Here is a 21,761-nt window from a genome sequence, read left to right on the forward strand (position 1 = left end):
GAACGCCGCCTCATTGCCGCGGCGTCGCGGATAAGCCTGTCCGCGTTCGTCGATTCGGCAGATCATTGTGATTTTTATAACAAATCATTTAACCAAAATAAATACAAAAGTGAACGACATTCAGTGTCTCATTCTGCCAAGTTTTAAATGTCGTTGAGTTTGCGTTTACAAGCGCTCTCTTGTAAACGACCAAGCGGTTGATCCACGCGCCGTAGCTGTATCCCGCAACCGTATTCGTGACTTGCCACCCTTGACCCCGCGGCTCCCCTAACCGAGCGGCCCGGCGAACGGCCCATCACGAACGGCCATGGTCGCGGCGCGACGCGTTCCCGTTCCAGGTCCATTCATTTCACCATCACCCCAGAACCCGTTTTCGAGACATCCCGACATGCCCAAACGAACCGATCTTCGCCGCATTCTACTCATCGGCTCCGGCCCCATCGTCATCGGTCAGGCCTGTGAATTCGACTATTCCGGCACCCAGGCCCTCAAGGCCCTGAAGGAAGAAGGCTACGAAGTCATCCTGGTCAATTCCAATCCGGCCACGATCATGACCGATCCCGAACTGGCCGATAAAACCTATATTGAGCCTATTGTTCCGGAGGTGGTGGCCAAGATCATCGCCCGGGAACGTCCGGACGCCTTGCTGCCCACCCTGGGCGGCCAGACCGGCTTGAACACGGGGCTGGCCCTGGCCGAATCCGGGGTCCTGGACCAGTACGGCGTGGAACTCATCGGCGCCACCCAGGAGGCCATTCGCAAGGCCGAAAGCCGGGAGGAATTTCGCCAGGCCATGCTCAACATCGGCTTGCAGGTTCCCAAGAGCCTGATCGCCCGGAATATGGACCAAGTCCGCCAAGCGGCACGGGAGATCAGTTTTCCGATCATCGTCCGCCCGGCCTTTACCCTGGGCGGCACCGGCGGCGGCGTGGCCTACAACCAGGAGGATCTGGAATCCTTGGCCGAACAGGGCCTGACCGCCAGTATAAAAACCGAAGTGATGCTCGAAGAGTCCGTGCTGGGCTGGAAAGAGTTCGAGTTGGAGGTGATGCGGGACAAGAACGACAACTGCGTGATCATCTGCTCCATCGAGAATCTGGACCCCATGGGTGTGCATACCGGAGACTCCATCACCGTGGCCCCTGCCCAGACCCTGACCGACGCCGAATACCAGAGGATGCGCAACGCATCCCTGGCCATCATGCGCGAGATCGGCGTGGAGACCGGCGGCTCCAACGTCCAGTTCGCGGTCAATCCGAAAAATGGCGACCTCGTGGTCATCGAGATGAACCCCCGGGTCTCCCGCTCCTCGGCCCTGGCCTCCAAGGCCACCGGCTTCCCCATTGCCAAGATCGCGGCCAAGCTGGCCGTGGGATATACCCTGGACGAACTGCGCAACGACATCACCCGGGAAACCATGGCCTCCTTCGAGCCGGCCATTGACTACTGCGTGATCAAGATCCCCCGGTTCACCTTCGAGAAATTTCCCGGCTCCCAGGACTACCTGACCACGTCCATGAAGAGCGTGGGCGAGACCATGGCCATTGGCCGGACCTTCAAGGAAGCCCTGCAAAAAGGCATGCGTTCACTGGAAGTCGGAGTCACTGGGCTCAGCTCGGATCTTTCTCAGTCCGTCCCGGACCACGAAACCATTCTCAGCGGACTGCGTCTGCCCCACTCCAAGCGTCTGTTCGTCCTGCGCCAGGCCCTGGTGGCCGGACTCAGCGAAACCGAAATCGTGGAGGCCACGGGCATTGATCCGTGGTTCATCCGCCAGATCGCGGAGATCGTCGTCTTTGAGAGCGAACTGAAGCGATTCGCTCTGGCCGAGAACCTCTCCTCGGCCAACCCGAACATGGCGGACATCCTGCGCCGGGCCAAGGAGATGGGCTTTTCCGACGCCCAACTGGCCGCGGCCTGGAAATGGGCCGAGTCGGACATCCGCAAGCTGCGCCAGGATCTGGGCGTCCTGCCCGCCTACAAGCTGGTGGACACCTGCGCCGCGGAATTCGAGGCCTACACTCCCTATTATTATTCCACCTACGAGCAGGAAAGCGAAACTCGTACCAGCGACCGGCGCAAGGTGGTCATCCTCGGCGGCGGCCCGAACCGCATCGGCCAGGGCATCGAGTTCGACTACTGCTGCGTCCATGCTTCGTACGCCCTGCGGGAGATGGGCTTGGAATCGATCATGGTCAACTCCAACCCCGAAACCGTGAGCACGGACTACGACACTTCGGACCGCCTCTATTTCGAGCCCCTGACCTTCGAGGACGTCCTGAACATCGTGGAGACCGAGAAGCCCGAGGGGGTGATCGTCCAGTTCGGGGGGCAGACACCGTTGAACCTGGCCGTGCCCCTGATGCGCGCCGGGGTGCCGATTCTGGGCACCAGCCCGGACAGCATCGACCGGGCCGAGGACCGGGAACGCTTCCAGGCCCTGCTCCAGAAGCTGAATCTCCGCCAACCGGCCAACGGCACGGCCATGACCCCGGACGAGGCCATCGTCATCGCCGGACGCATCGACTATCCGGTGGTGGTCCGGCCCTCCTACGTGCTCGGCGGACGGGCCATGGAAATCGTCTTTGACGAGGCCCAGTTGCGCTCCTACTTCACCGAGGCGGCCCAGGTCTGCCCTGGGCACCCGATTCTCATCGATAAATTCCTGCAACACGCCATCGAAGTGGACGTGGACGCCCTGAGCGACGGCCAGGATACGCTGGTGGCCGGGATCATGGAGCACATCGAGGAAGCCGGAATCCATTCCGGCGACTCGGCCTGCGTCCTGCCCCCGCACACCCTGCCCGAGGAGATCATCGCCGAAATCCGCCGCCAGACCGAAGCCCTGGCCCGGGAGTTGGGCGTGATCGGGCTGATGAACATCCAGTTCGCGGTCCAGGACGGGACGATCTATATTCTAGAGGTCAACCCCCGGGCCTCGCGCACCGCGCCCTTCGTGAGCAAGGCCACCGGCCTGCCCCTGGCCAAGCTGGCCACCCGAATCATGCTCGGCCAGAAGCTGAAGGACCTGGGCATCCCGGACCAGGTTCCACTGAAATACATCTCGGTCAAGGAATCCGTCTTTCCGTTCCGGCGCTTTCCCGGTGTGGACGTGCTCCTGGGACCGGAAATGCGCTCCACCGGGGAGGTCATGGGCATTGACGAGAGCTTCGGCTTGGCCTTCATGAAGAGCCAGCTCGCTGCGGGCCAACGCTTGCCCGAATCCGGCACGGTGTTCATCTCCGTGAACGACGCGGACAAGCAGGACGTCCTGCCCGTGGCCAAAATATTCCAGGAACTGGGCTTCCGCATTCTGGCCACCAAGGGCACCGCCGGCCTGCTTCAGGAACATGGCCTGACCGCGGAGCAAGTCTTCAAGGTCCACGAGGGCCGTCCCCACGTGGTGGACCATATCAAAAACAAGGCCATCGACCTTGTGATCAACACCTCCTCCGGGAAGAAAACCGTGCACGACTCCTCCTCCATCCGGCAAACCACCCTGCTCTACGGCATCCCCTACACCACCACCCTGGCCGGCGCCAAAGCCATGGCCCAGGCCCTCCAGGAACTCAAAGGCCGGGGTATGGAAGTAAAGAGCTTGCAAGAGTATCATCGAGGCTGAACCGAACCGTCGCACTTTGAGAACACAATCGGGATAAACGAATGAAACGAGAATACTGCGGACTCGTCGGCATTTCCGGGCATCCGGAAGCGGCCAGGATGGCCTATTTCGGACTGTACGCCTTGCAGCATCGCGGCCAGGAAAGCGCGGGCATCGTAACCTGGGACGGGATCAAGCTCCGGGAGCAGCGGGGCATGGGCCTAGTGGCCGACGTGTTCAACGAGCGCCATCTGGGCAAGGAACTCAAGGGCTCCACCGCGGTTGGCCACACCCGTTACTCCACCACCGGAGCCTCCCTGCTGCGCAACGCCCAGCCCTTCATGGTCCGCTTCGGGGAATACCGTCTGGCCATCGGGCACAACGGGAACCTAGTCAACGCCCAGGCCTTGCGTCAGGAACTGGAAGAGCAAGGGTCCATCTTTCAGACCACCATGGACAGCGAGGTCATTGTTCACCTGATCGCCCGGAACCTGAACGGCAAAAGCCTGGAAGAAGCCGTCGCCCTGGCCTGCTCCCGGATCCAAGGGGCCTACTCACTGGTCATTCTGGCCAACAACAAGCTCATCGCCCTGCGCGACCCCCTGGGCTTTCGCCCCCTGGCCCTGGGCCGGATGGGCGACGCCTACGTGGTAGCCTCGGAAACCTGCGCCTTCGACCTGCTGGAGGCGGAATACCTGCGATGCATCGAGCCCGGGGAGATGGTGGTCATCGAGGATCACGGCCTCAGCTCGCGGCGCTTCGCCGAGGCCGCGCCTTCCAAGTCCTGCATCTTCGAGTTGGTCTATTTCGCGCGGCCGGACTCCCTGGTCTTCGGCCGGGAGGTCTACGCGGCCCGCAAGCGGATGGGGGAACTTCTGGCCCAGGAAGCTCCAGTGGACGCGGATTTCATCATGCCCTTCCCGGACTCCGGGATGTACGCCGCCGTGGGCTACGCCCAGGCTTCGGGCATGCCCTTCGAACTAGGCATGATCCGCAACCACTACATTGGGCGGACCTTCATCCAACCCTCCCAGGACATGCGGGACTTCGGCGTGCGCGTCAAACTCAATCCGGTCCGCTCGCTGATCAAGAACAAACGCCTGGTGATCATCGAGGACTCCATCGTCCGGGGCACGACCATCCGCACCAGGGTCAAGAAGCTGCGTGAGATGGGGGCCCGGGAGATCCACATGCGGGTCAGCTGCCCGCCCATCCGGCACCCCTGCTATTTCGGCATCGACTTCTCCTCCAAGGGAGAACTGATCGCCTCTAACCATCCGGTTCCGGACATCGCCCGCTACATCGGCCTGGACAGCCTGCACTACCTGAGCATCGACGGGCTGCTGAACTCCGTTGGCAAGGACATGGGCTACTGCCTGGCCTGCTTCGACGGCCGCTACCCGGTTGACGTGGACCCCGCCTGCTCCAAGATGTGTCTGGAGGACAAGTGTTGCGGATAACCTCCGGAGGGCGACGATGACCCAGATTCCGCCCCAGGCTCCTTCTCAGATCTCATCTCAAGACCCATCTCAACCATTGACCCGCGACTGGCCGGCCCTGGCCCGCGAAGTCCTGGATGTGGAGATTGCCGGACTGATTGCCGTGCGTGACGACCTGGGCCGAGGCTTTCTGGACGCCCTGGAGGCCCTGGCCGAATGCTCCGGGCGGGTCGTGGTCATCGGCCTGGGCAAGTCCGGCTTGGTGGGCCGCAAGATCGCGGCCACCCTGAGCAGCACCGGCACTCCGGCCTTTTTTCTGCACCCCGTGGAAGGGGCTCACGGCGACCTTGGCATGATCCGTCCCGAGGATGTGGCCTTGGCCATTTCCAACAGCGGAGAAACCGACGAACTGAACGCCATCCTGCCCGCCCTGCGCTCCCTGGGGGTGCGCGTCGTGGCCCTGACCCGCGACGAGCGCTCCTCACTGGCCGGTCTGAGCGACATCGTGATTAAAGTCGCCGTGCCCAAAGAAGCCTGCCCCTTGGGGCTGGCCCCCACGGCCAGCACTACCGCGGCCCTGGCCGTGGGCGACGCCCTGGCCGTTTGCCTGATTCACTGGAAGCGTTTCGATGCTTGCGCCTTCCGGCGCTGCCACCCGGGCGGCACCCTGGGGCAACGATTGCGGCTGCTGATTCGGGACGTCATGCATCGGGAAAACATTCCAGTGGTCCGAGCCGGGGCTTCCCTGGCCCAGGCCTTGACCGTGCTGAATACCGGCGGCCTGGGCACGGTGGCCGTGCTGGAAGACCACAGCGGCCGTCTCACGGGCATTCTCACGGACGGCGACGTCCGGCGCATGCTCTGTCAGGAACGGCTGGACCCGGCCGACGCGGTGGACGCGGTGATGACCATGTCCCCGCGAAGCGTCCATCCGGACCAAACCGCGGCCCTGGCCCTGGACGTCATGGAGTCCGCGGCCATTACAGTCCTGCCCGTGGTGGACGCCGCTGGCCTCCTCCAGGGCATGGTCCATCTGCACGACCTGCTGGGCAAGGGGGGCGTCAAGTTCGCCCGATAGTTCGCCCGATAGTTCTTCGGGCGAGACCATACTTGCATATGCTCAAAAAGATTCAATGATTACCCAGGCCGAACCAGTCGACATCTGTGCTCGATGCGCCGAAAAATTTCCGACTTGTTGCCGGATTGTTCCCGGCATGGAAGCCTCCTGCATCCCCATCAGCGCGGAGGAACGCTCGCGCCTTACGCTCCACGCCTCTGGGCCGGATGTTCCGGTCTGCGTGGATGAGCCCAATTCCGAAGGCTTCTTGCGGGCCGTACACAAACTGTTTCCTGGTCGCCGCGAACAAATCCAGAAGCTCTTTCCCTCCCGAAACACTCACTCTCGTTTGTCGGTAACCGCGGACGGAAGCTGTATTTTTCTCGACCACTACGGCTGTGTTCTGCCCGTGGAGGATCGCCCCTATTATTGCCGACTCTATCCATTCTGGTTTATTCATTCCAAGCTGTTCACGTTGACCTCGTCGGAATGCTTGGCCGTGAACACCTGTTCGTCAACCTCGGGGCTGTTCGCCCTGTTCAAGACCGATCCATCCGCCCTGCGCGCCCTGCACGATTCCTTGCTGACCGCCTGGGGGCTTTTCGCGGATGAGCCGAGACGGAAATAATGCGCAAACTGCTGATCATTGGCCTTATACTGTTGGTTCTTCTGGCTTTGGCCGGGGCCGGAGGCCTCGTTGGACTGTATGTCTGGGCCGCGCGCGATCTGCCCAGCTTCAAAAAAATCACGGATTACAACCCGTCATTGGTGACCACGGTCCTGAGCCGCGACGACGAGGTTCTGGGCTACTTCTACAACGAGCGCCGTTTTCTGGTGGAGTCCACGGACCTGCCTCCTCACGTGATCCAAAGCTTCCTTGCCGCCGAGGACAGCAACTTCTATCACCATGAGGGCATCGACATCTCCGGGATCCTGCGCTCCCTGATCCGCAACATCCAGGCCCGGGGCATCGTCCAGGGCGGCAGCACCATCACCCAGCAGGTGATCAAGTCCCTGCTGCTCACCCCGGAACGCAGCTATGAGCGCAAGCTCAAGGAAGCCATTCTGGCCTACCGGCTGGAGCGCTACCTGACCAAGGACGAAATCCTGACCATCTATCTGAACCAGATATTTTTCGGGGCCGGGGCCTACGGCATCGAAGCCGCGGCCAGGACCTACTTCAACAAACACGCCCATGAACTGGATTTGGCCGAGGTGGCCCTGCTGGCCGGTCTGCCCAAGGCGCCTTCCGTGAACAATCCGTTGCGCAACGCCGCCGGGGCTCGGTCCAGACAAGTCTACGTATTGGATCGTCTGCAAGCCCTGGGATGGATTTCTCCGGAAGAATACTCGGCGGCCCTGGAACAACAATTGGTCTTCGACAGCGGAAGCGACCCCTCCTGGCGGCGCGGAGCCTGGTATCTGGAGGACGTCCGCCGGGACCTGATTGCCAAGTACGGGGAGGAAAAAGTCTATACCGGCGGGTTGAAGGTCCGCACCGCGGTGGACCTGCGCCACCAGGTCGCCGCTGAACAGGCCATGCGCTCCGAATTGACCGCCCTGGGCAAACGCCAAGGTTGGCACGGTCCCATTGAGCGGCTGACCGGCACGGCGACGGACGATTTCCTGCAAGGCCAGCAGGTCGACATGGACGCCGTGCTGAACGGCAACTGGATTCGGGTCCTGGTCACGGACGTGCGCGCCGACGGCGCGTATGTCCGCTTCGGCCCGTACCACGGATGGCTGGACGTCGCGACCATGGGCTGGGCGCGGACCCCGAACCCGGCTCGGGCCCCGGAGGATGTTCCCCCGGTCCGGGACGCTCAACGCGTCCTGGAGGTCGGCGACGTTGTCTGGGCCTCGCTGCTTCCGATGGATGACGAAAGCCTGGACGAATTGACCCTGGAGTTGGAAGCGAAGAACGCCGAGAAGGTCGATGAATTCGTCCAAGCCTTACTGGGCAGAAAATGGGAGCTGGCCCTGGAGCAGGAACCCACCGTGGAAGGCGCCCTGGCCTCCATCGATCCCGTGACCGGCGACGTTCTGGCCCTGGTCGGTGGTTACAGCTTTCAGCGCAGCCATTTCAACCGAGCCACCCAGGCCGTGCGCCAGCCCGGCTCCACGTTCAAGCCCGTCGTCTACTCCGCTGCCCTGGACCATGGCTACACCGCCGCATCCATCGTGATGGACGCGCCCATCGTCTTCACGGACGCCGCGACCCGCGACACCTGGAAACCGGAAAATTTCGAAGGCCGGTTTTACGGCCCGACTTTGCTCCGTACCGCCTTGGTCAAGTCCCGAAACCTGGTCACCATCCGGGTGGCCCAATCCGTGGGCATCACCAACATCATCCAACGGGCGCGGGAACTCGGCCTGCAAGGCGACTTCACCCCCGACCTCTCCGTCAGCCTCGGCTCCATTCCGGTCAACTTGTTGAACATGTGCCAGGCCTTTTCCGCTTTTGCCCGGGACGGCTCCATCGTGGAACCCAGGACCATCCTTTCCGTGCATACTGCTTGGGGTGAACCGTTGCTGGAAAATGAAATTCACGTCTATCCATCCATATCCGCCCAGAACGCCTACATCATCACCAATATGTTGGAAGAGGCTGTTCGCGACGGCACCGGACGCCGGGCCCGCGCCCTGGGACGCCCGGTGGCCGGAAAAACCGGAACCACCAACAACCACCACGACGCGTGGTTCATCGGCTACACGCCGTATCTCCTGACCGGGGTCTACGTCGGCTTCGACCAACTTGCCCCTCTGGGCCGCCTGGAAACCGGTTCACGGGCCGCGCTGCCCGCTTGGCTGGCCTATCGCCAAGAGGTGGAAAGCATGTATCCCACGCAAAACTTCACCCCTCCCCCCGGACTGATCATGGCTCGGGTCGACGCTGAAAGCGGTCTGCTGGCCGGACCGGCCTGGGAAGGCGAAACCTACCTGCTGCCTTTTATTTCCGGGACTCAGCCCCAGCGGGTGGCCAGTTCGCGAATGAACGGCGGCACGGGGCGGCCGAGTTCGGAAGAAGACCTGTTGCGGCAAATCTTTTAGCCCATGACCCATTGCCATTACATTTTTTTTGTGGCTTGATGCCGATCCGTCACCAATCCCTCAAGGAGCACCAACCATGAGCATAGAAATCGCCAAATCCTTCATCAAGGCAACAACGGAAGTCCTATCCACGATGGCCATGATCACTCCCGTGGCGGGCAAGCCGTACGTCAAGAAGGACAGCATGGCCAAAGGCGACGTCACCGGCGTGATCGGTCTGACCGGAGATAAGACCGGGACCATCTCCGTGACCTTCACGCAAAAATGCGCTCTGGCTGTTGTCAAAAATATGCTGGGCGACGCCGTTGAAGACATCATTTTGGACACCAAGGACGCCGTGGGGGAAATTACGAACATGATTTCCGGGAAATCTCGTCAACTTCTGGCCGAGACCGGGCTGACCATCCAATCCGCCACGCCCACGGTGATCATGGGCAAAGGCCACACCATCCACCATATATCCTCCGAGCCGATCATGGCCATTCCATTCACCACGGATCATGGTGAGTTCACGGTTGAGTTTTGTTTTCAATAATGCGAACCTTTCACGTCGACGGAGCGGAATTGATTTCCCGTGCTTCCCGTCTCAAGTTCATCCGATCATATTGCGGATGCCTCAACCTCAGACTCCGCATTGTCTGAAAACATTTCCCCAGGATGGCGTATCATGCGACTGTTACGTATTTCTTTCTTTTTTCTCATTTTTCTGCTTTTGACCACGTCGGTCCACGCCCGCCTGCACATCAGTCCGCCCTCCGAACTGACGGCCCGCAACTATTTTCTAATGGACGCACGTAGCGGGGCGACCCTGGCGGAAAAAGACGCTGATCTGCGCGTGGAACCGGCCAGCCTGACCAAGATCATGACCGCCTATTTAGTCTTTCGGGAATTGCAAGCCGAGAGGCTCACCCTTGACGAGGAAATACTGGTCAGCGAACAGGCTTGGCGCACTGGGATGACCGGGGCGTCCAGAATGTACATCGATGTGGGCAGCCACGTCACCGTGGAAGACCTGATCCGAGGGATGATCGTCCAGTCCGGCAACGACGCCTGCGTGGCCCTGGCCGAACGGATCGCCGGAACCGAAGCGGCCTTCGTGGACTTGATGAACGCCCAGGCCCTGGCCCTGGGTATGAACGACACCCAGTTCCAGAACAGCCACGGCCTGCCCAGCGAACAAGCGCAGTACACCTCCGCCCGGGACATCGTCACCTTGGCCAGAGAGCTGATCACCAGCTTCCCGGAATATTACGGCTACTACTCGGAACGCAGCTTCACCTACAACAACATCACCCAGCACAACCGCAACCTTCTTTTGGGCCGGGACCCCTCGGTGGACGGCGTGAAAACCGGTTGGACCTCGGCGGCCGGATACAATCTGGTAACCTCGGCCCAGCGCGACGAGATGCGGTTGGTGGCCGTGGTCATGGGCATTGAAGCTTCCAGCTCTCGTGATGGCGGCCGGGCTCGGGCGGATCAATCTCAAGCCTTGCTGAACTGGGGATTTCGGCAGTTTGAAACCGCGACCATTCAACAACCCGGAGATATCCTCGTTGAACCTCGGCTGTGGTTCGGAGCGGTGACCCGCCTGCCCGTGGGCGTTGACACGACGTTCTTCGCTTCCATCCCCAAAGGCAGTCGGGAAAGCCTTCGTCTGGAAATAGCTCTCGAAGAACGGATCGAAGCTCCGGTAGAAGTCGGACAGCCCGTGGGAGAACTGCGGGTCTATCTGGAAGACGACCTGGTTGCTGACCACCCTCTGGTGGCCTTGCGCAGCGTCAAGGAAGGCGGCATCTTTCGCTCTCTCCTGGATACGATTCTGCGCTGGTTTCAGTGAGGTTTCCGAAGGTTCGCTCTCACGAATCAACCTTGAGATCCAACGGTCCCACGATTACTCAGACGGTTTGAACAGTTGTCGTCCCGTGCTTCTTCCCGGCGCATGCCGCTCGCCTCTGAGCCTAAAAAAGTGAACCTCCAGCCCAAGGAGTCGACGTCATGAAAAAAGTGGAGATCATCACTCGACCGTTCAAGTTGGACGACGTGAAAACGACTTTGACCGACCTGGGAGTCAAGGGCATGACCATCACAGAGGTCAGGGGCTTTGGTCGGCAACGCGGCCATAAGGAAGTTTACCGCGGGACTGAGTATCAAGTGGAGTTCACCCCGAAAATCAAGATCGAGGTGGTGGTGGATGACTCGATGCTCGACGACGTGGTCATGGCCGTGCAGAAGACGGCCATGACCGGCAAGGTCGGCGACGGAAAAATTTTCGTCCTTCCGGTAGAAAACGTGATTCGCATCCGTACCGGGGAACAAGGTGTCGATGCGATTTAACGAATGAGCAGAAGGGGAACTACACCGCTTCGTTAACGATCTGTCCGGCGGCCTGCTCCGGGGATCTGGAGGCTTCAGCCAGCTCTTCCTGGCGGCGGATGTCCTGCTGTTGAAGTCGCTCCTGTTCCGCGATTTCCCTGCCCCGCTCTCGCTCCGCTTCGATCTTGGCCGCGGCAACCTGGGCCTGTGCCGAGGAAACGTCCATGGTCATCATCCTTGTTGGATTGTGAATAAGACACTCTACCTACCTTGACCACGATCGGTCAAACCTTGTCTTGCCGACAACGGCGTTGCTCCACCATCCAAGGCCGCCAAATACGCCCCTATCCGCAACACCCGAATCCTTACAGACGGAGGCAACCATGGGCAGAGCACAACCCGTCGAGACCATCAGCGTCCGGGATTACCTGGCCGGTGAGTTGGAAAGCGACGTCCGCCACGAGTATATCGACGGCGCGGTCTACGCCATGGTCGGCGCCAGTGATCGACATGGCCTGATCGCCGGGAACATTTTCGCGGCCCTGCGGCCTCACGTCCGGGGCACGCCATGCCAGCTTTTCATGTCGGACATGAAGGTCCGCATCCAGCTTCAAGGCAAAACCATCTTCTATTACCCGGACCTCGTCCTGTCCTGCGACCCCAAGGACCGGCAACCCTACTTCCGAACCAGCCCGTGCCTGATCGTCGAGGTTCTCTCCGCCTCCACGCGCCGGGTGGATCAGCAGGAAAAACTGGTCACCTACATCACCATCCCCAGCCTGCGGGAATACGTGCTCGTTGATCAGGAGCGCGAACTGGTTCAAGTACATCGCCAGTCGGAGAACTGGGTCGGCCAAATCATGACCTCGGGCTCGGTCCTGTTTGAGTGCCTGAACGTGGAACTGCCGCTGGAACTGATTTACGAAGACGTCCCGCTTCCGGGCACAGGCATTGAAGTCGTCCGGGATCATGACGCTCCGGAATACGGGGAGGACACTGAAGCCCCCCTGCCCTCCCCTTGACGCTCCCGGTCAGGCCTTTTTTACCAGGATTTCCCCCAAGGCTTGACTGAACCGCCGCAGGTCCGCTTCCGTGATCACCAACGGCGGAAGGAGGCGAAGTACCCGATCCTGGGTCAGGTTCAGGACGAAGCCCGATTCTAGAAGCCCACGCCAGACGTCCTGGCCGGGAAAAGCCAGCTCAATGCCCAGCATCAGGCCGCGTCCGCGCACGTCCGTGATCTTGCCTGGATGGGCAGCCTGAACCTCGCGAAACAGGCCCTGGGCCAGTTCGCCAAGTCGCGCGGCCCTGTCGGGCAGGTTGTCCCGAAACAGGATGTCGATCACCTTGGCGGCCACCATGGACGGGACCGGGCCGCCGCCGAAGGTGGTGCCGTGGCTGCCCGGCTCGAACCCCAGGGCCGCCTCGTCGGTGCAGAGCATCGCCCCCATGGGCAGACCGTTGGCCAGGGCCTTGGAGGTGGTCAGGACATCCGGACGAAGCGCGGCATGCTGATGGGCCCAGAATTTGCCGCTGCGGCCCATCCCGGTCTGCACCTCGTCCACTATCATCAGCACGCCCGTCTCCCGGCACAATTCCTGGACAGCGGCAAGGTAGTCGTCAGTCAGGGGCAGCACCCCGCCTTCTCCCTGGATGATCTCCAGGAGCACGGCCGCGGTCTTCGCGGACACGGCCTCCTCCAAGGCGGAGAAGTCCCCGAAGGGTACGGTCTTAAACCCTTCGGGCAACGGCCCGAAGCCGTCCTTAACCTTGTCCTGGCCCGTGGCCGTCAGCGTGGCCAGGGTCCGGCCATGAAACGACCCGGCCAGGGAGATCACCTCGTAGGCTTCGCGCCCCTTGACCTTGCGCATGTACCGACGGGCCAGCTTGATGGCCGCCTCGTTGGCCTCGGCTCCGGAATTGCAGAAAAAGGCCTTGTCCAGGGCGCAGGTGTCCAGAAGCTTTTCGGCCAGGACCAACTGCTCCTCTTGGTAGAATAGATTGCTGACATGGATCAGCCGCTCGGCCTGATCCCGCATCGCGGCCAGCAGCTCCGGATGGGAATGCCCAAGGTTGCACACGGCGATTCCGGCCAGCAGGTCCAGATACTCCCGTCCGTCCGGATCGACGAGAGTACATCCCGAGGCTGAAGCCACGGCCAGAGGATAACGACCGTAGGTCCGGCACAATACGCGCTGTTCGCGCTTCTGGAGCGCGGCAAGAGAAGTTGTCGTAGGCATAATTCGTCAGGTTACTCGTTGCATGTTGATAAAGGACACGAGGCAAAGCCTGCAACTCAATTGTCAGTCCACAGATCTCTAACTTCAGCCCTCAGTTTTTAACCCTCAGCCCTCTCCCTTCCCCCTCATCCCGTATGCCCGAATCCGCCGGCCCCGCGCTGGGTGGCGGTCAATTCGTCCCGGACCGTGAACTCGGCCGGAAAATAGGACTGAAAGATCAACTGGGCAATGCGCTGGCCGCGGGTGATGGTCCGCTCCTCGCCGGAGGTGTTCAGCAAAGAGACGATGATCTCGCCGCGGTAGTCCGGATCAATCACCCCGACACCCTGGCTGACCACCAAGCCCTGCTTTGTGCCCAGCCCGCTGCGGGAGTACACGAACCCGGCGATTCCCGGTCGGCGGATGTCGATGGCCAGACCGCTCGGAACCGCCGTGCGTTCTCCCGGAAGCAAGACTCGTTGTTCTTCGGTAAAACAGGCCATCAGATCCAGTCCGCAAGACCCCGGCGTCGCGCCCCGAAGATCGGAATGGGACCACAGCGGGCTGAGAACGCGAACATCGACTGGAATGGAATGCATGAAAAATTCCTCGGTTTATGAAATGTTTTTTACTGCGTGCCGTCGCGTTGTTTCTCAATAGCCCTTGCGTCCAACCCTCGCAAGTCGTCGGCCACGGCATCAACAGTTTTTGGGGCTGTTTCCATAATACGGCCCTCGACCATTGAACTTTTGGCCGTTCCCTGGCAAAACTCTCAGTCAAGCCGGGGCTTGCCTCGACGCTTCTCCCCGCACCCTCGGCATCGGCCCGCGGGAAACGGGCCTTCCGGAACACTCCCGGCCTTCCCAACATGTTCGATTCAGGAGAACTCCATGAAACCGCTCCGCACCTACAGCGTCATTCCCAAGCTCCCCTCCAAGCTGCACACTTTGTGGGACTTGGCCTACAACGTCTGGTTCGATTGGAACCACGAGGTGACCGGGCTCTTTTCCCAAATCGACCCCAAGTTATGGGCCAGAAGCTACGGAAATCCCATCGCCTTTCTCAATCACCTACCCCAAGCCACCCTGGAGTCCCTGGCCAAGGACGACTTTTTTCTGGAGCGCCTGCGTTCGGTCAAGCACAGCCAGGACATCTACATGGAGCGCAAGAGCACCGCGCTGCCTTTTACCTACAAAGAAAACCAGCCCCTGGTGGCTTACTTCAGCCTGGAGTACGGGCTGAGCCTCTGCCTGCCTATCTATTCCGGAGGCCTGGGCATCCTGGCCGGAGATCACCTCAAGTCCGCCAGCGATCTGAACATCCCTCTGGTGGGCGTGGGCCTGGCCTATCAGCAGGGCTACTTCCGGCAGTACCTGACCGCGGATGGCTGGCAGAACGAACGCTACCCGGACTACGACTTCTCCCAAATGCCCATGGAGCTTGTCCGCGATAAAGATCAAAAGCCGGTCTCCATCAGCGTGGACCTAGCCGGTCAGCCGCTGTCCGCCCAGATATGGAAGGTTCGGGTGGGCCGGATCCAGCTTTACCTTTTGGACTCCAATATCTCCGAGAATCCGCCCCACTTCCGGCAGATCACCTCCCGGCTCTACGGCGGAGACCTGGAAATGCGCATCTGGCAGGAAATCCTACTGGGCATCGGCGGGATCAAGGCTCTGAACACCCTGGGCCTGACGCCCCGGGTGATCCACATGAACGAGGGCCACTCCGCCTTCGCCGGCCTGGAGCGCATCCGGGTGTTCATGGCCGAGTACGGGCTGTCCTTTGAGGCAGCCATGGAACTGACCGCCTCCACCAGCGTGTTCACCACCCACACCCCGGTCCCAGCCGGCAACGATCGTTTCCCAGCGGAACTGATGCAGCGCTATTTCGACGGCTATGCCCGCAGCCTGGGTCTAGCCTTCAAGGTGCTCCTGGCCCTGGGCCGGGAAGACCCGCGCAACGACGGGGAATGGTTCTGCATGACCGTCCTGGCTCTGCGTCTTTCCCGGTTCAACAACGGGGTCAGCGAGTTGCATGGCCATGTTTCCCGGCGGATGTGGCAAAAGGTCTGGCCCCAGTACCCGGTTGAGGACATCCCCATCGGCACGGTGACCAACGGCGTGCACATCGCCTCCTGGGTGGCCCGGGACATCGCCATGCTCTTCGAGCGCTACCTGGGCGGCAACTGGAAAGAAGACCCGGACTGCACACGGGTCTGGCAGCAGGCCGAGACCATCCCGGACGGAGAACTGTGGCGGGCCCATGAAAGGCTGCGGGAGCGAGTTGTGGACTACGCCCGCTTTCGTCTACGTGAACAGTTGGTCCAGCGCGGAGCCCGGCGCAAGGAACTGCAAGAAGCCGACGAAGTACTGGATCCGCAAGTCCTGACCATCGGCTTTGCCCGGCGTTTCGCCACCTACAAGCGGGCCACCCTACTCCTGGCGGACCGGGAGCGGTTCCTGCGCCTGCTCACGGATCCCAACCGTCCGGTGCAGTTCATCTTTGCCGGAAAGTCCCACCCCCACGACAACGAAGGCAAGAAGTTCATGCAGCAGCTTGTCCAGTTCTGCCAGCAGCCTGAGGTGCGCAAGCGTTTGGTCTTTCTGGAGGATTACGACATGGAGGTGGCCGAGTACATGGTCCAGGGCTGCGACGTCTGGCTGAACACCCCCCGCCGCCCCCTGGAAGCCTGCGGCACCAGCGGGATGAAGGCCATTGCCAACGGTGTGCTCCAGGTCAGCACCCTGGACGGCTGGTGGGTAGAGGCGCACCGCATGGACAGCGCCGTGGGCTGGGCCATCGGTCAGGGCGAGGAGTATGAAGACTCGGCCTACCAGGACTTCGTGGAAAGCCAGATCCTCTATACTCTCCTGGAAAAGGAAGTCATCCCCACCTTCTATGAACGAGGCCAGGCCAACCTGCCCCGGGAGTGGATCCGCCGGATGAAAAAATGCCTCCAGCTCTTCACCCCGGTTTTCACCTCCCACCGGATGGTCGCGGACTACGTCAAGAACGCCTACCAGCCGGCCTACAAGAACTCTGTCAGCCTGATGGAGGAAAGCTTCGCCCCGGCCAAGCAGCTGGCCTCCTGGCGGATGGAAATCATGACCAAGTGGAACGCCCTGCGGATCACCAATGTTCAGGCCAATGTTCCCAATATCCTGCACGTAACCCAGGCCATGGACATCCAGGCAGACGTCTACCTCAACGGGTTAAATCCTGAAGACGTCCGGGTGGAAATCTATGCCGGTCCGGTCACCGCGGACGGCTCCTTCGCCCAACGCGGCACGGCCTGCATGGACCTGACAGGACCCCTCAAGGACGGTTGGTACCGCTACTCCGGCCAGTTCATCCCGGAGGCCCCCGGACGCTTCGGCTTCACCGTGCGCATGCTCCCCAACCACAAACTCCTGCTGGACCCGCACTCCCTGGGATTGATTCATTGGGCGCAGTGAGGGGGGAAATTAGTATTCAGGAGCCAGGATCGAAATCGAAATCGAGCAAAGTAAATCCGTCATTGGAAGACGGCGATAGCGATTTCGATTTCGACTATGAGGACGCCCAGGCTATCCGTATCATTGAGCGCGAAACGGAATAAACCGTAAACCGTGAACCATTCAACCCTCAACCATTATTCCAAATGACCTTCATCCCAAAAACATCCCCCGAGCAACTGGTCGACATCCAGACCGCCGGGCTGCGCTGGACCGTGGCGCACGCCTACGCGGGCAGCCCGTTTTACCGTGAGCGCATGGACCAAGCCGGGGTTCTGCCCGAGGACGTCCAAAGCCTGGACGATCTGCGCCACCTCCCGTTTTGCGACGCCGAGGATTTGCAGTCCGGCTACCCGTATCCCCTGCGCAGCGTGCCTTTCGAGGACATCGTCCGCATCCACGCCTCCTCCGGCACCACGGGAAAGCGCAAGGTGCTCTGCTACACCCTACAGGACATTGACGACTGGCGGAACATGTTCGCCCGCTGCTACGAACTGGCCGGGTTGACCCCGGCGGACCGGGTCCAGATTGCGGTGGGCTACGGGCTGTGGACCGCGGGGGCCGGGTTTCAGCTTGGCTGCGAGAGGTTCGGGGCCATGGCCGTGCCGCTGGGGCCGGCCAATTCGGACATGCACTGCGAAATGATGGTGGACATGGAAACCACGGTCTTCTGCGCCACGGCCTCCATGGCCTTGCTCATGGCCGAGGAACTGCACCGCCGGGGCCTGATCGACCGGGTCAAGGTCTCCAAGATCATCCTCGGCGCGGAACGGCACGGAGACTCCATGCGCCAGCGGATCAAGGAACTGCTGGGCGTGGAACACATCTTCGACATCTACGGCCTGACCGAACTCTATGGCCCGGGCACGGGGCTGGACTGCGCACTGCACCGGGGCATCCACTACTGGGCCGACTATTTCATCCTGGAAATTCTGGATCCGGTCACCCTGGAGCCGGTCCCACCCGGTGAACCCGGCGAAATGGTCGTCACCACCCTGCGCAAACAGGCCGCCCCGTTGATCCGCTACCGCACCCACGACCTGAGCCGTTTGATCCCCGGCGAGTGCCCCTGCGGAGTGGGTTTTCCGCTGCATGACCGGGTCCTGGGCCGCACGGACGACATGTTCATCTACCGGGCCGTGAACATCTACCCCGGCCAGATCGACGACGTGCTCAGCCGCATCCCCGGCCTGGGCAGCGAATACCAGATCCACCTGCTCCACCGGGACGACGGCCGGGACGTCATGACCCTGAAGGTGGAACGCGGGCCCAACGTGGACGCTTCAGCGGACAAGGACCTAGCCGAGGCCGTGGCCGGAGAGATCCGGCGCAAAATCATGGTCCGCTCCCAGGTCGAAATTCTGGATTACGCCGCCCTGCCCCGTACCGAGCGCAAGAGCAAGCGGGTCTTCGACCACCGGGAAAGCGTGTCCAGTTTCCTGGACCAGGCCAAGGCCGGGTGAGCGGGATGAACGACACTTCCGAACGCTCTCCAGAGCGCCCCATCTACACCCACACCCAGCGCGGCACCCTGATGATCGCCTCCTTCGTGTTGGCCGGAGCCTTTATCCTGCATCAGCTGATCCAGGGTGGAGCGTCTTGGCTCTGGGTGCTGTTGGTCGTGGCCGTGACCATCGGCTTTACTTTTTCCAGCCTGACCGTAACCATCACCTCCGCCGCGCTGACCGCCGCCTTCACCCCGGGCTGGCCGCGCAAGGTCGAACGCTTGGAAAACATCGCCCAGGCCCATGCAGTACGCAACCCGTGGTACTACGGCTGGGGCATCCGCCTCACGCCCCACGGAACGCTCTACAACGTCTCCGGCCTGGATGCCGTGGAAATCCGCACCAAGCAAGGCAAAACCTTCCGCATCGGCACCGACGAGCCCGAGGCGCTGGTTCAGGCGATACAGCGGGCAACCGGGCACGCGCTCCGCATGGAGAAACCGGACTTACGAACATGACCCCACAACCTTCAACCCCAATGCATTGGGAGGAATAATCAATGGATATCCGCATCGAACCGGCCCCGGAGGCCCAACTTCGCGGCAAGCCGGCGGACGAGAGCAAGCTGGTTTTCGGCAATACCTTCAGCGACCACATGTTCCGGGTGGACTACCGCGAACCCCAGGGCTGGGTGGACGCGCGGGTCGTGCCGTACCAGAACATCACCATGGACCCGGCGGCCATGGTCCTGCATTACGGTCAGGGCATCTTTGAGGGCATGAAGGCCTACCGCTGTCGCGACGGCCGGATTCATCTGTTCCGGCCCTTCCAGAACTTTGAGCGCATGAACCGCTCGGCCACCCGGCTGTGCATGCCCACCATAGACGTGAAGGACCAGCTCGCGGCCCTGGAGGCCCTGCTCCGCGTGGACCACGCCTGGATTCCCCACAGCATGGGCTCGTCCCTGTACATCCGACCGACCATGATCGCCTCGGAACCGCACATCGGGGTCCGACCGGCCAAGGAATACATCTACTACATCATCACTGGGCCGGTGGGCGCCTACTACGCCGAGGGCTTCAGCCCCGTGAGCATCTACGTGTCCGACGAGTTCGTACGGGCCGTGCGCGGGGGCGTGGGCGAGGCCAAGACCATGGGCAACTACGCGGCCAGCCTCTTTGCCGCTGAAGTGGCCAAGAAGAAAGGCTTCACCCAGGTGCTTTGGCTGGACGGCATCGAACGGAAGTACATCGAGGAAGTGGGGACCATGAACATCTTTTTCCGGATCGGAGACACCCTGGTCACCCCGCCCCTGACCGGCTCCATCCTCCCGGGCATCACCCGGGATTCAGTCCTGACCCTGGCCAAAAAATGGGGCATGGACGTCCAAGAACGGCTGATCGACATCCAGGAATGCGTGGACGCCATCCAAAGCGGAACCATGACCGAAATCTTCGGCTCCGGCACCGCCGCGGTCATTTCCCCGGTGGGCTCCATTTCTTATAAAGACAAGAAGTACACGGTCCGGGACGGCGGCGTGGGCGACCTCGCCCGGCGGCTGCATGACGAGATCGTGGGCATCCAGTACGGCGAGAAGGAAGATGCGTTTGGCTGGGTGTATGAAGTGAAAATCTGACCGAGGTCACGGCCATGACGCGAAACACCCCAAAGCCCGGCACACGGGCCACGCGAATCCTTCCTGTTCAGATCCTGGGTCTGATCCTGGCCATTATCCTGGCCACATTCCCCTTGGCGGCATCCGCTCAAAACGCCGCCTCACCCGCTCCCGACGAGGGAGCCCAACCGTTGGAGAAGATGATGACCACAGTCGTAATGACCACCAGCCATGGAGCGATCACCATTGAGCTGGACGCCGAAAAAGCGCCGATAACCGTGGAAAATTTTCTGCGTTACGTGGATGATGGCTTTTTCCAAGGCACCATTTTTCACCGCGTGATCCCCGGATTCATGATCCAGGGCGGCGGCATGACCGAGGACATGACTCCCAAACGCGGCCATCCGCCCATCAAGAACGAGGCGGACAACGGCCTGAAAAACCTCCGCGGCACCCTGGCCATGGCCCGCACTGCGGACATCAACAGCGCCACCAGCCAGTTCTTCATCAATCTGAAGGACAACGCCTTCCTGGACCACGGCGGCCGGGACTTCGGCTATGCCGTATTCGGCAAAGTGGTGGAGGGAATGGATGTGGTGGACGCCATTGCCGGAGTGAAGACCGGCAACAAGAGCATGCACCAGGACGTCCCGGTGGAACCGGTGCTGATCACGGACATGGTTCGCGCCGAGTAGTTCGACGGTGAAATCTCCGGACGCTCTCCGGCGAAGCTTCCCCTTCAAAAAGGTCGCTCACTGATACCGACCAGCCGTGCTTGGGCTGGATGCCGGTTTCAGTGAGCGACCTTTGTTTGTCCTTCGGACCGATGACGCTGCCCATCGAGCGAGAGGAAATATGTTCCGCTGGATCACCTGATAGCTGAGGGGGGATTCGGTACCAATTTGATCTCGAGATGGCACCCTACGGCATGTGCGTATTTTTTGAGAGTCGTCACGGATGGAGCGTGTTTTCCAGCTGCTTCCAGACGCGACACAGCGCTTTTGGTCGTTCCCATCAACTCCGCAACATCCTCCTGGGTCAAACCGGCCCGGGCCCGCGCTGCCAGCAATTCGCGAACCAGGACATACTCTTCCGCGAGTTCTTCATAAGCCTCCTTGAACCCTTTGCGTTTCATGCTTTTTTCGAGAAACGCCTTCTGGTCGTGGAGAACTGGTTGATATTTGAGTTCAGTCATTTTGCACCTCTCTCATTCTTTTCCGGGCAATCTTCAGTTCATGCTCAGGAGTCTGTCGGGTCTTCTTTACGAAAGCGTGAAGGATGATCACTTTTTGCCCGATGATGAAACAGTATAGTGCACGTCCGATTCCTTCGCGTCCCCGCGCCCTCAATTCGAAAAGTCCTTCGCCCATGGGGCGTGAGTGCGGCATGCGCAGGCTTGGGCCAAACTCGAGCAAAAGGTCAACCAGTCGCGCATAGTCTGCCAGAATACCAACGGGCCAGTTTTCAATATCCTCTCTTACCTTCGGATGAAAGTATTCAATCGAATAGGGCATGGCTATAAGTTAG

At 61.0% G+C, this 21,761-nt stretch carries 19 protein-coding genes; 14 read left to right on the forward strand and 5 right to left on the reverse strand.

Annotated features, from left to right (window positions below):
- Nucleotides 1–388 precede the first annotated feature (388 nt).
- The 8 genes from carB to C6366_RS02085 all read left to right on the forward strand — a co-directional run bounded on the left by carB (nt 389) and on the right by C6366_RS02085 (nt 11,482).
- A complete protein-coding gene (gene carB / locus C6366_RS02050) occupies nt 389–3,622 on the forward strand; it encodes a carbamoyl-phosphate synthase large subunit (RefSeq protein ID WP_107735683.1) in 3,234 nt (1,077 codons plus the stop codon).
- A 41-nt stretch (nt 3,623–3,663) separates the two neighbouring features.
- Nucleotides 3,664–5,061 carry an amidophosphoribosyltransferase gene (purF, locus tag C6366_RS02055; RefSeq protein WP_107735684.1) on the forward strand — a complete coding sequence of 466 codons (1,398 nt, stop codon included), beginning with the start codon at nt 3,664–3,666 and terminating at the stop codon, nt 5,059–5,061.
- Between the two features lie 16 nt (nt 5,062–5,077).
- Nucleotides 5,078–6,118 carry an SIS domain-containing protein gene (locus C6366_RS02060; RefSeq protein ID WP_107735685.1) on the forward strand — a complete coding sequence of 347 codons (1,041 nt, stop codon included), beginning with the start codon at nt 5,078–5,080 and terminating at the stop codon, nt 6,116–6,118.
- Nucleotides 6,119–6,254: 136 nt separating this feature from the next.
- Entirely contained in the window at nt 6,255–6,725 is a 471-nt protein-coding gene (locus tag C6366_RS02065) for a YkgJ family cysteine cluster protein (protein ID WP_107735686.1), read from the forward strand.
- Nucleotides 6,725–9,148, forward strand: a complete 2,424-nt coding sequence (locus C6366_RS02070; RefSeq protein WP_107735687.1) for a penicillin-binding protein 1A — start codon at nt 6,725–6,727, stop codon at nt 9,146–9,148. The genes C6366_RS02065 and C6366_RS02070 overlap by 1 nt, the downstream gene beginning before the upstream one ends.
- Nucleotides 9,149–9,224: 76 nt before the next feature.
- The gene (locus tag C6366_RS02075) at nt 9,225–9,683 is read left to right on the forward strand and encodes a chemotaxis protein CheX (RefSeq protein ID WP_107735688.1); all 459 of its coding nucleotides are present in this window, start codon (nt 9,225–9,227) and stop codon (nt 9,681–9,683) included.
- 132 nt (nt 9,684–9,815) lie between these two features.
- Nucleotides 9,816–10,985 (forward strand): D-alanyl-D-alanine carboxypeptidase family protein, encoded by a 1,170-nt coding sequence (locus tag C6366_RS02080; protein WP_107735689.1) that lies wholly within the window; start codon nt 9,816–9,818, stop codon nt 10,983–10,985.
- 158 nt (nt 10,986–11,143) lie between these two features.
- Nucleotides 11,144–11,482, forward strand: a complete 339-nt coding sequence (locus C6366_RS02085) for a P-II family nitrogen regulator (protein ID WP_107735690.1) — start codon at nt 11,144–11,146, stop codon at nt 11,480–11,482.
- 19 nt (nt 11,483–11,501) lie between these two features.
- Here C6366_RS02085 and C6366_RS02090 read toward each other — a convergent pair whose 3' ends face one another.
- The gene (locus tag C6366_RS02090; RefSeq protein ID WP_107735691.1) at nt 11,502–11,687 is read right to left on the reverse strand and encodes a hypothetical protein; all 186 of its coding nucleotides are present in this window, start codon (nt 11,685–11,687) and stop codon (nt 11,502–11,504) included.
- 157 nt (nt 11,688–11,844) lie between these two features.
- Between C6366_RS02090 and C6366_RS02095 the strand changes: the two genes are divergently transcribed.
- Nucleotides 11,845–12,483, forward strand: a complete 639-nt coding sequence (locus C6366_RS02095; RefSeq protein WP_107735692.1) for a Uma2 family endonuclease — start codon at nt 11,845–11,847, stop codon at nt 12,481–12,483.
- Between the two features lie 9 nt (nt 12,484–12,492).
- Here the strand turns inward: C6366_RS02095 and C6366_RS02100 are convergent, their stop codons facing one another.
- Nucleotides 12,493–13,701: an aspartate aminotransferase family protein gene (locus C6366_RS02100; RefSeq protein ID WP_107735693.1), complete on the reverse strand. Its 1,209-nt coding sequence runs from the start codon at nt 13,699–13,701 to the stop codon at nt 12,493–12,495.
- Between the two features lie 125 nt (nt 13,702–13,826).
- A complete protein-coding gene (gene dut / locus C6366_RS02105) occupies nt 13,827–14,279 on the reverse strand; it encodes a dUTP diphosphatase (protein ID WP_107735694.1) in 453 nt (150 codons plus the stop codon).
- Between the two features lie 291 nt (nt 14,280–14,570).
- Here dut and glgP point away from each other — a divergent pair, with 291 nt between their 5' ends.
- The 5 genes from glgP to C6366_RS02130 all read left to right on the forward strand — a co-directional run bounded on the left by glgP (nt 14,571) and on the right by C6366_RS02130 (nt 20,929).
- On the forward strand, nt 14,571–17,135 hold the full coding sequence (gene glgP, locus C6366_RS02110; RefSeq protein WP_107735695.1) for an alpha-glucan family phosphorylase: 2,565 nt from the start codon (nt 14,571–14,573) through the stop codon (nt 17,133–17,135).
- 185 nt (nt 17,136–17,320) lie between these two features.
- The gene (locus C6366_RS02115; RefSeq protein WP_107735696.1) at nt 17,321–18,637 is read left to right on the forward strand and encodes a phenylacetate--CoA ligase family protein; all 1,317 of its coding nucleotides are present in this window, start codon (nt 17,321–17,323) and stop codon (nt 18,635–18,637) included.
- A 5-nt stretch (nt 18,638–18,642) separates the two neighbouring features.
- The gene (locus C6366_RS02120) at nt 18,643–19,137 is read left to right on the forward strand and encodes a hypothetical protein (protein WP_107735697.1); all 495 of its coding nucleotides are present in this window, start codon (nt 18,643–18,645) and stop codon (nt 19,135–19,137) included.
- Between the two features lie 41 nt (nt 19,138–19,178).
- A complete protein-coding gene (locus C6366_RS02125) occupies nt 19,179–20,255 on the forward strand; it encodes a branched-chain amino acid aminotransferase (protein WP_107735698.1) in 1,077 nt (358 codons plus the stop codon).
- A gap of 179 nt (nt 20,256–20,434) precedes the next feature.
- Complete coding sequence (locus C6366_RS02130) at nt 20,435–20,929, forward strand: peptidylprolyl isomerase (protein ID WP_031387667.1); 495 nt, start codon at nt 20,435–20,437, stop codon at nt 20,927–20,929.
- 173 nt (nt 20,930–21,102) lie between these two features.
- Here C6366_RS02130 and C6366_RS02135 read toward each other — a convergent pair whose 3' ends face one another.
- On the reverse strand, nt 21,103–21,429 hold the full coding sequence (locus tag C6366_RS02135) for a helix-turn-helix transcriptional regulator (RefSeq protein WP_031387668.1): 327 nt from the start codon (nt 21,427–21,429) through the stop codon (nt 21,103–21,105).
- The gene (locus C6366_RS02140) at nt 21,422–21,748 is read right to left on the reverse strand and encodes a type II toxin-antitoxin system RelE/ParE family toxin (protein WP_031387669.1); all 327 of its coding nucleotides are present in this window, start codon (nt 21,746–21,748) and stop codon (nt 21,422–21,424) included. Before C6366_RS02140 ends, C6366_RS02135 begins: the two co-directional genes overlap by 8 nt.
- Nucleotides 21,749–21,761: the final 13 nt, after the last annotated feature.

This window comes from Desulfonatronum sp. SC1, assembly GCF_003046795.1.
Taxonomy (GTDB): domain Bacteria; phylum Desulfobacterota; class Desulfovibrionia; order Desulfovibrionales; family Desulfonatronaceae; genus Desulfonatronum.

Coding starts and splice junctions, on each gene's coding strand:
- C6366_RS02070 (WP_107735687.1), top strand. CDS start 6,725: ATGCGCAAACTGCTGATCATTGGCCTTATACTGTTGGTTCTTCTGGCT.
- C6366_RS02135 (WP_031387668.1), bottom strand. CDS start 21,429: ATGACTGAACTCAAATATCAACCAGTTCTCCACGACCAGAAGGCGTTT.
- C6366_RS02060 (WP_107735685.1), top strand. CDS start 5,078: ATGACCCAGATTCCGCCCCAGGCTCCTTCTCAGATCTCATCTCAAGAC.
- glgP (WP_107735695.1), top strand. CDS start 14,571: ATGAAACCGCTCCGCACCTACAGCGTCATTCCCAAGCTCCCCTCCAAG.
- C6366_RS02075 (WP_107735688.1), top strand. CDS start 9,225: ATGAGCATAGAAATCGCCAAATCCTTCATCAAGGCAACAACGGAAGTC.
- C6366_RS02085 (WP_107735690.1), top strand. CDS start 11,144: ATGAAAAAAGTGGAGATCATCACTCGACCGTTCAAGTTGGACGACGTG.
- C6366_RS02090 (WP_107735691.1), bottom strand. CDS start 11,687: ATGGACGTTTCCTCGGCACAGGCCCAGGTTGCCGCGGCCAAGATCGAA.
- C6366_RS02080 (WP_107735689.1), top strand. CDS start 9,816: ATGCGACTGTTACGTATTTCTTTCTTTTTTCTCATTTTTCTGCTTTTG.
- C6366_RS02100 (WP_107735693.1), bottom strand. CDS start 13,701: ATGCCTACGACAACTTCTCTTGCCGCGCTCCAGAAGCGCGAACAGCGC.
- C6366_RS02115 (WP_107735696.1), top strand. CDS start 17,321: ATGACCTTCATCCCAAAAACATCCCCCGAGCAACTGGTCGACATCCAG.
- C6366_RS02095 (WP_107735692.1), top strand. CDS start 11,845: ATGGGCAGAGCACAACCCGTCGAGACCATCAGCGTCCGGGATTACCTG.
- dut (WP_107735694.1), bottom strand. CDS start 14,279: ATGCATTCCATTCCAGTCGATGTTCGCGTTCTCAGCCCGCTGTGGTCC.
- purF (WP_107735684.1), top strand. CDS start 3,664: ATGAAACGAGAATACTGCGGACTCGTCGGCATTTCCGGGCATCCGGAA.
- C6366_RS02140 (WP_031387669.1), bottom strand. CDS start 21,748: ATGCCCTATTCGATTGAATACTTTCATCCGAAGGTAAGAGAGGATATT.
- C6366_RS02120 (WP_107735697.1), top strand. CDS start 18,643: ATGAACGACACTTCCGAACGCTCTCCAGAGCGCCCCATCTACACCCAC.
- C6366_RS02065 (WP_107735686.1), top strand. CDS start 6,255: ATGGAAGCCTCCTGCATCCCCATCAGCGCGGAGGAACGCTCGCGCCTT.
- C6366_RS02130 (WP_031387667.1), top strand. CDS start 20,435: ATGATGACCACAGTCGTAATGACCACCAGCCATGGAGCGATCACCATT.
- carB (WP_107735683.1), top strand. CDS start 389: ATGCCCAAACGAACCGATCTTCGCCGCATTCTACTCATCGGCTCCGGC.
- C6366_RS02125 (WP_107735698.1), top strand. CDS start 19,179: ATGGATATCCGCATCGAACCGGCCCCGGAGGCCCAACTTCGCGGCAAG.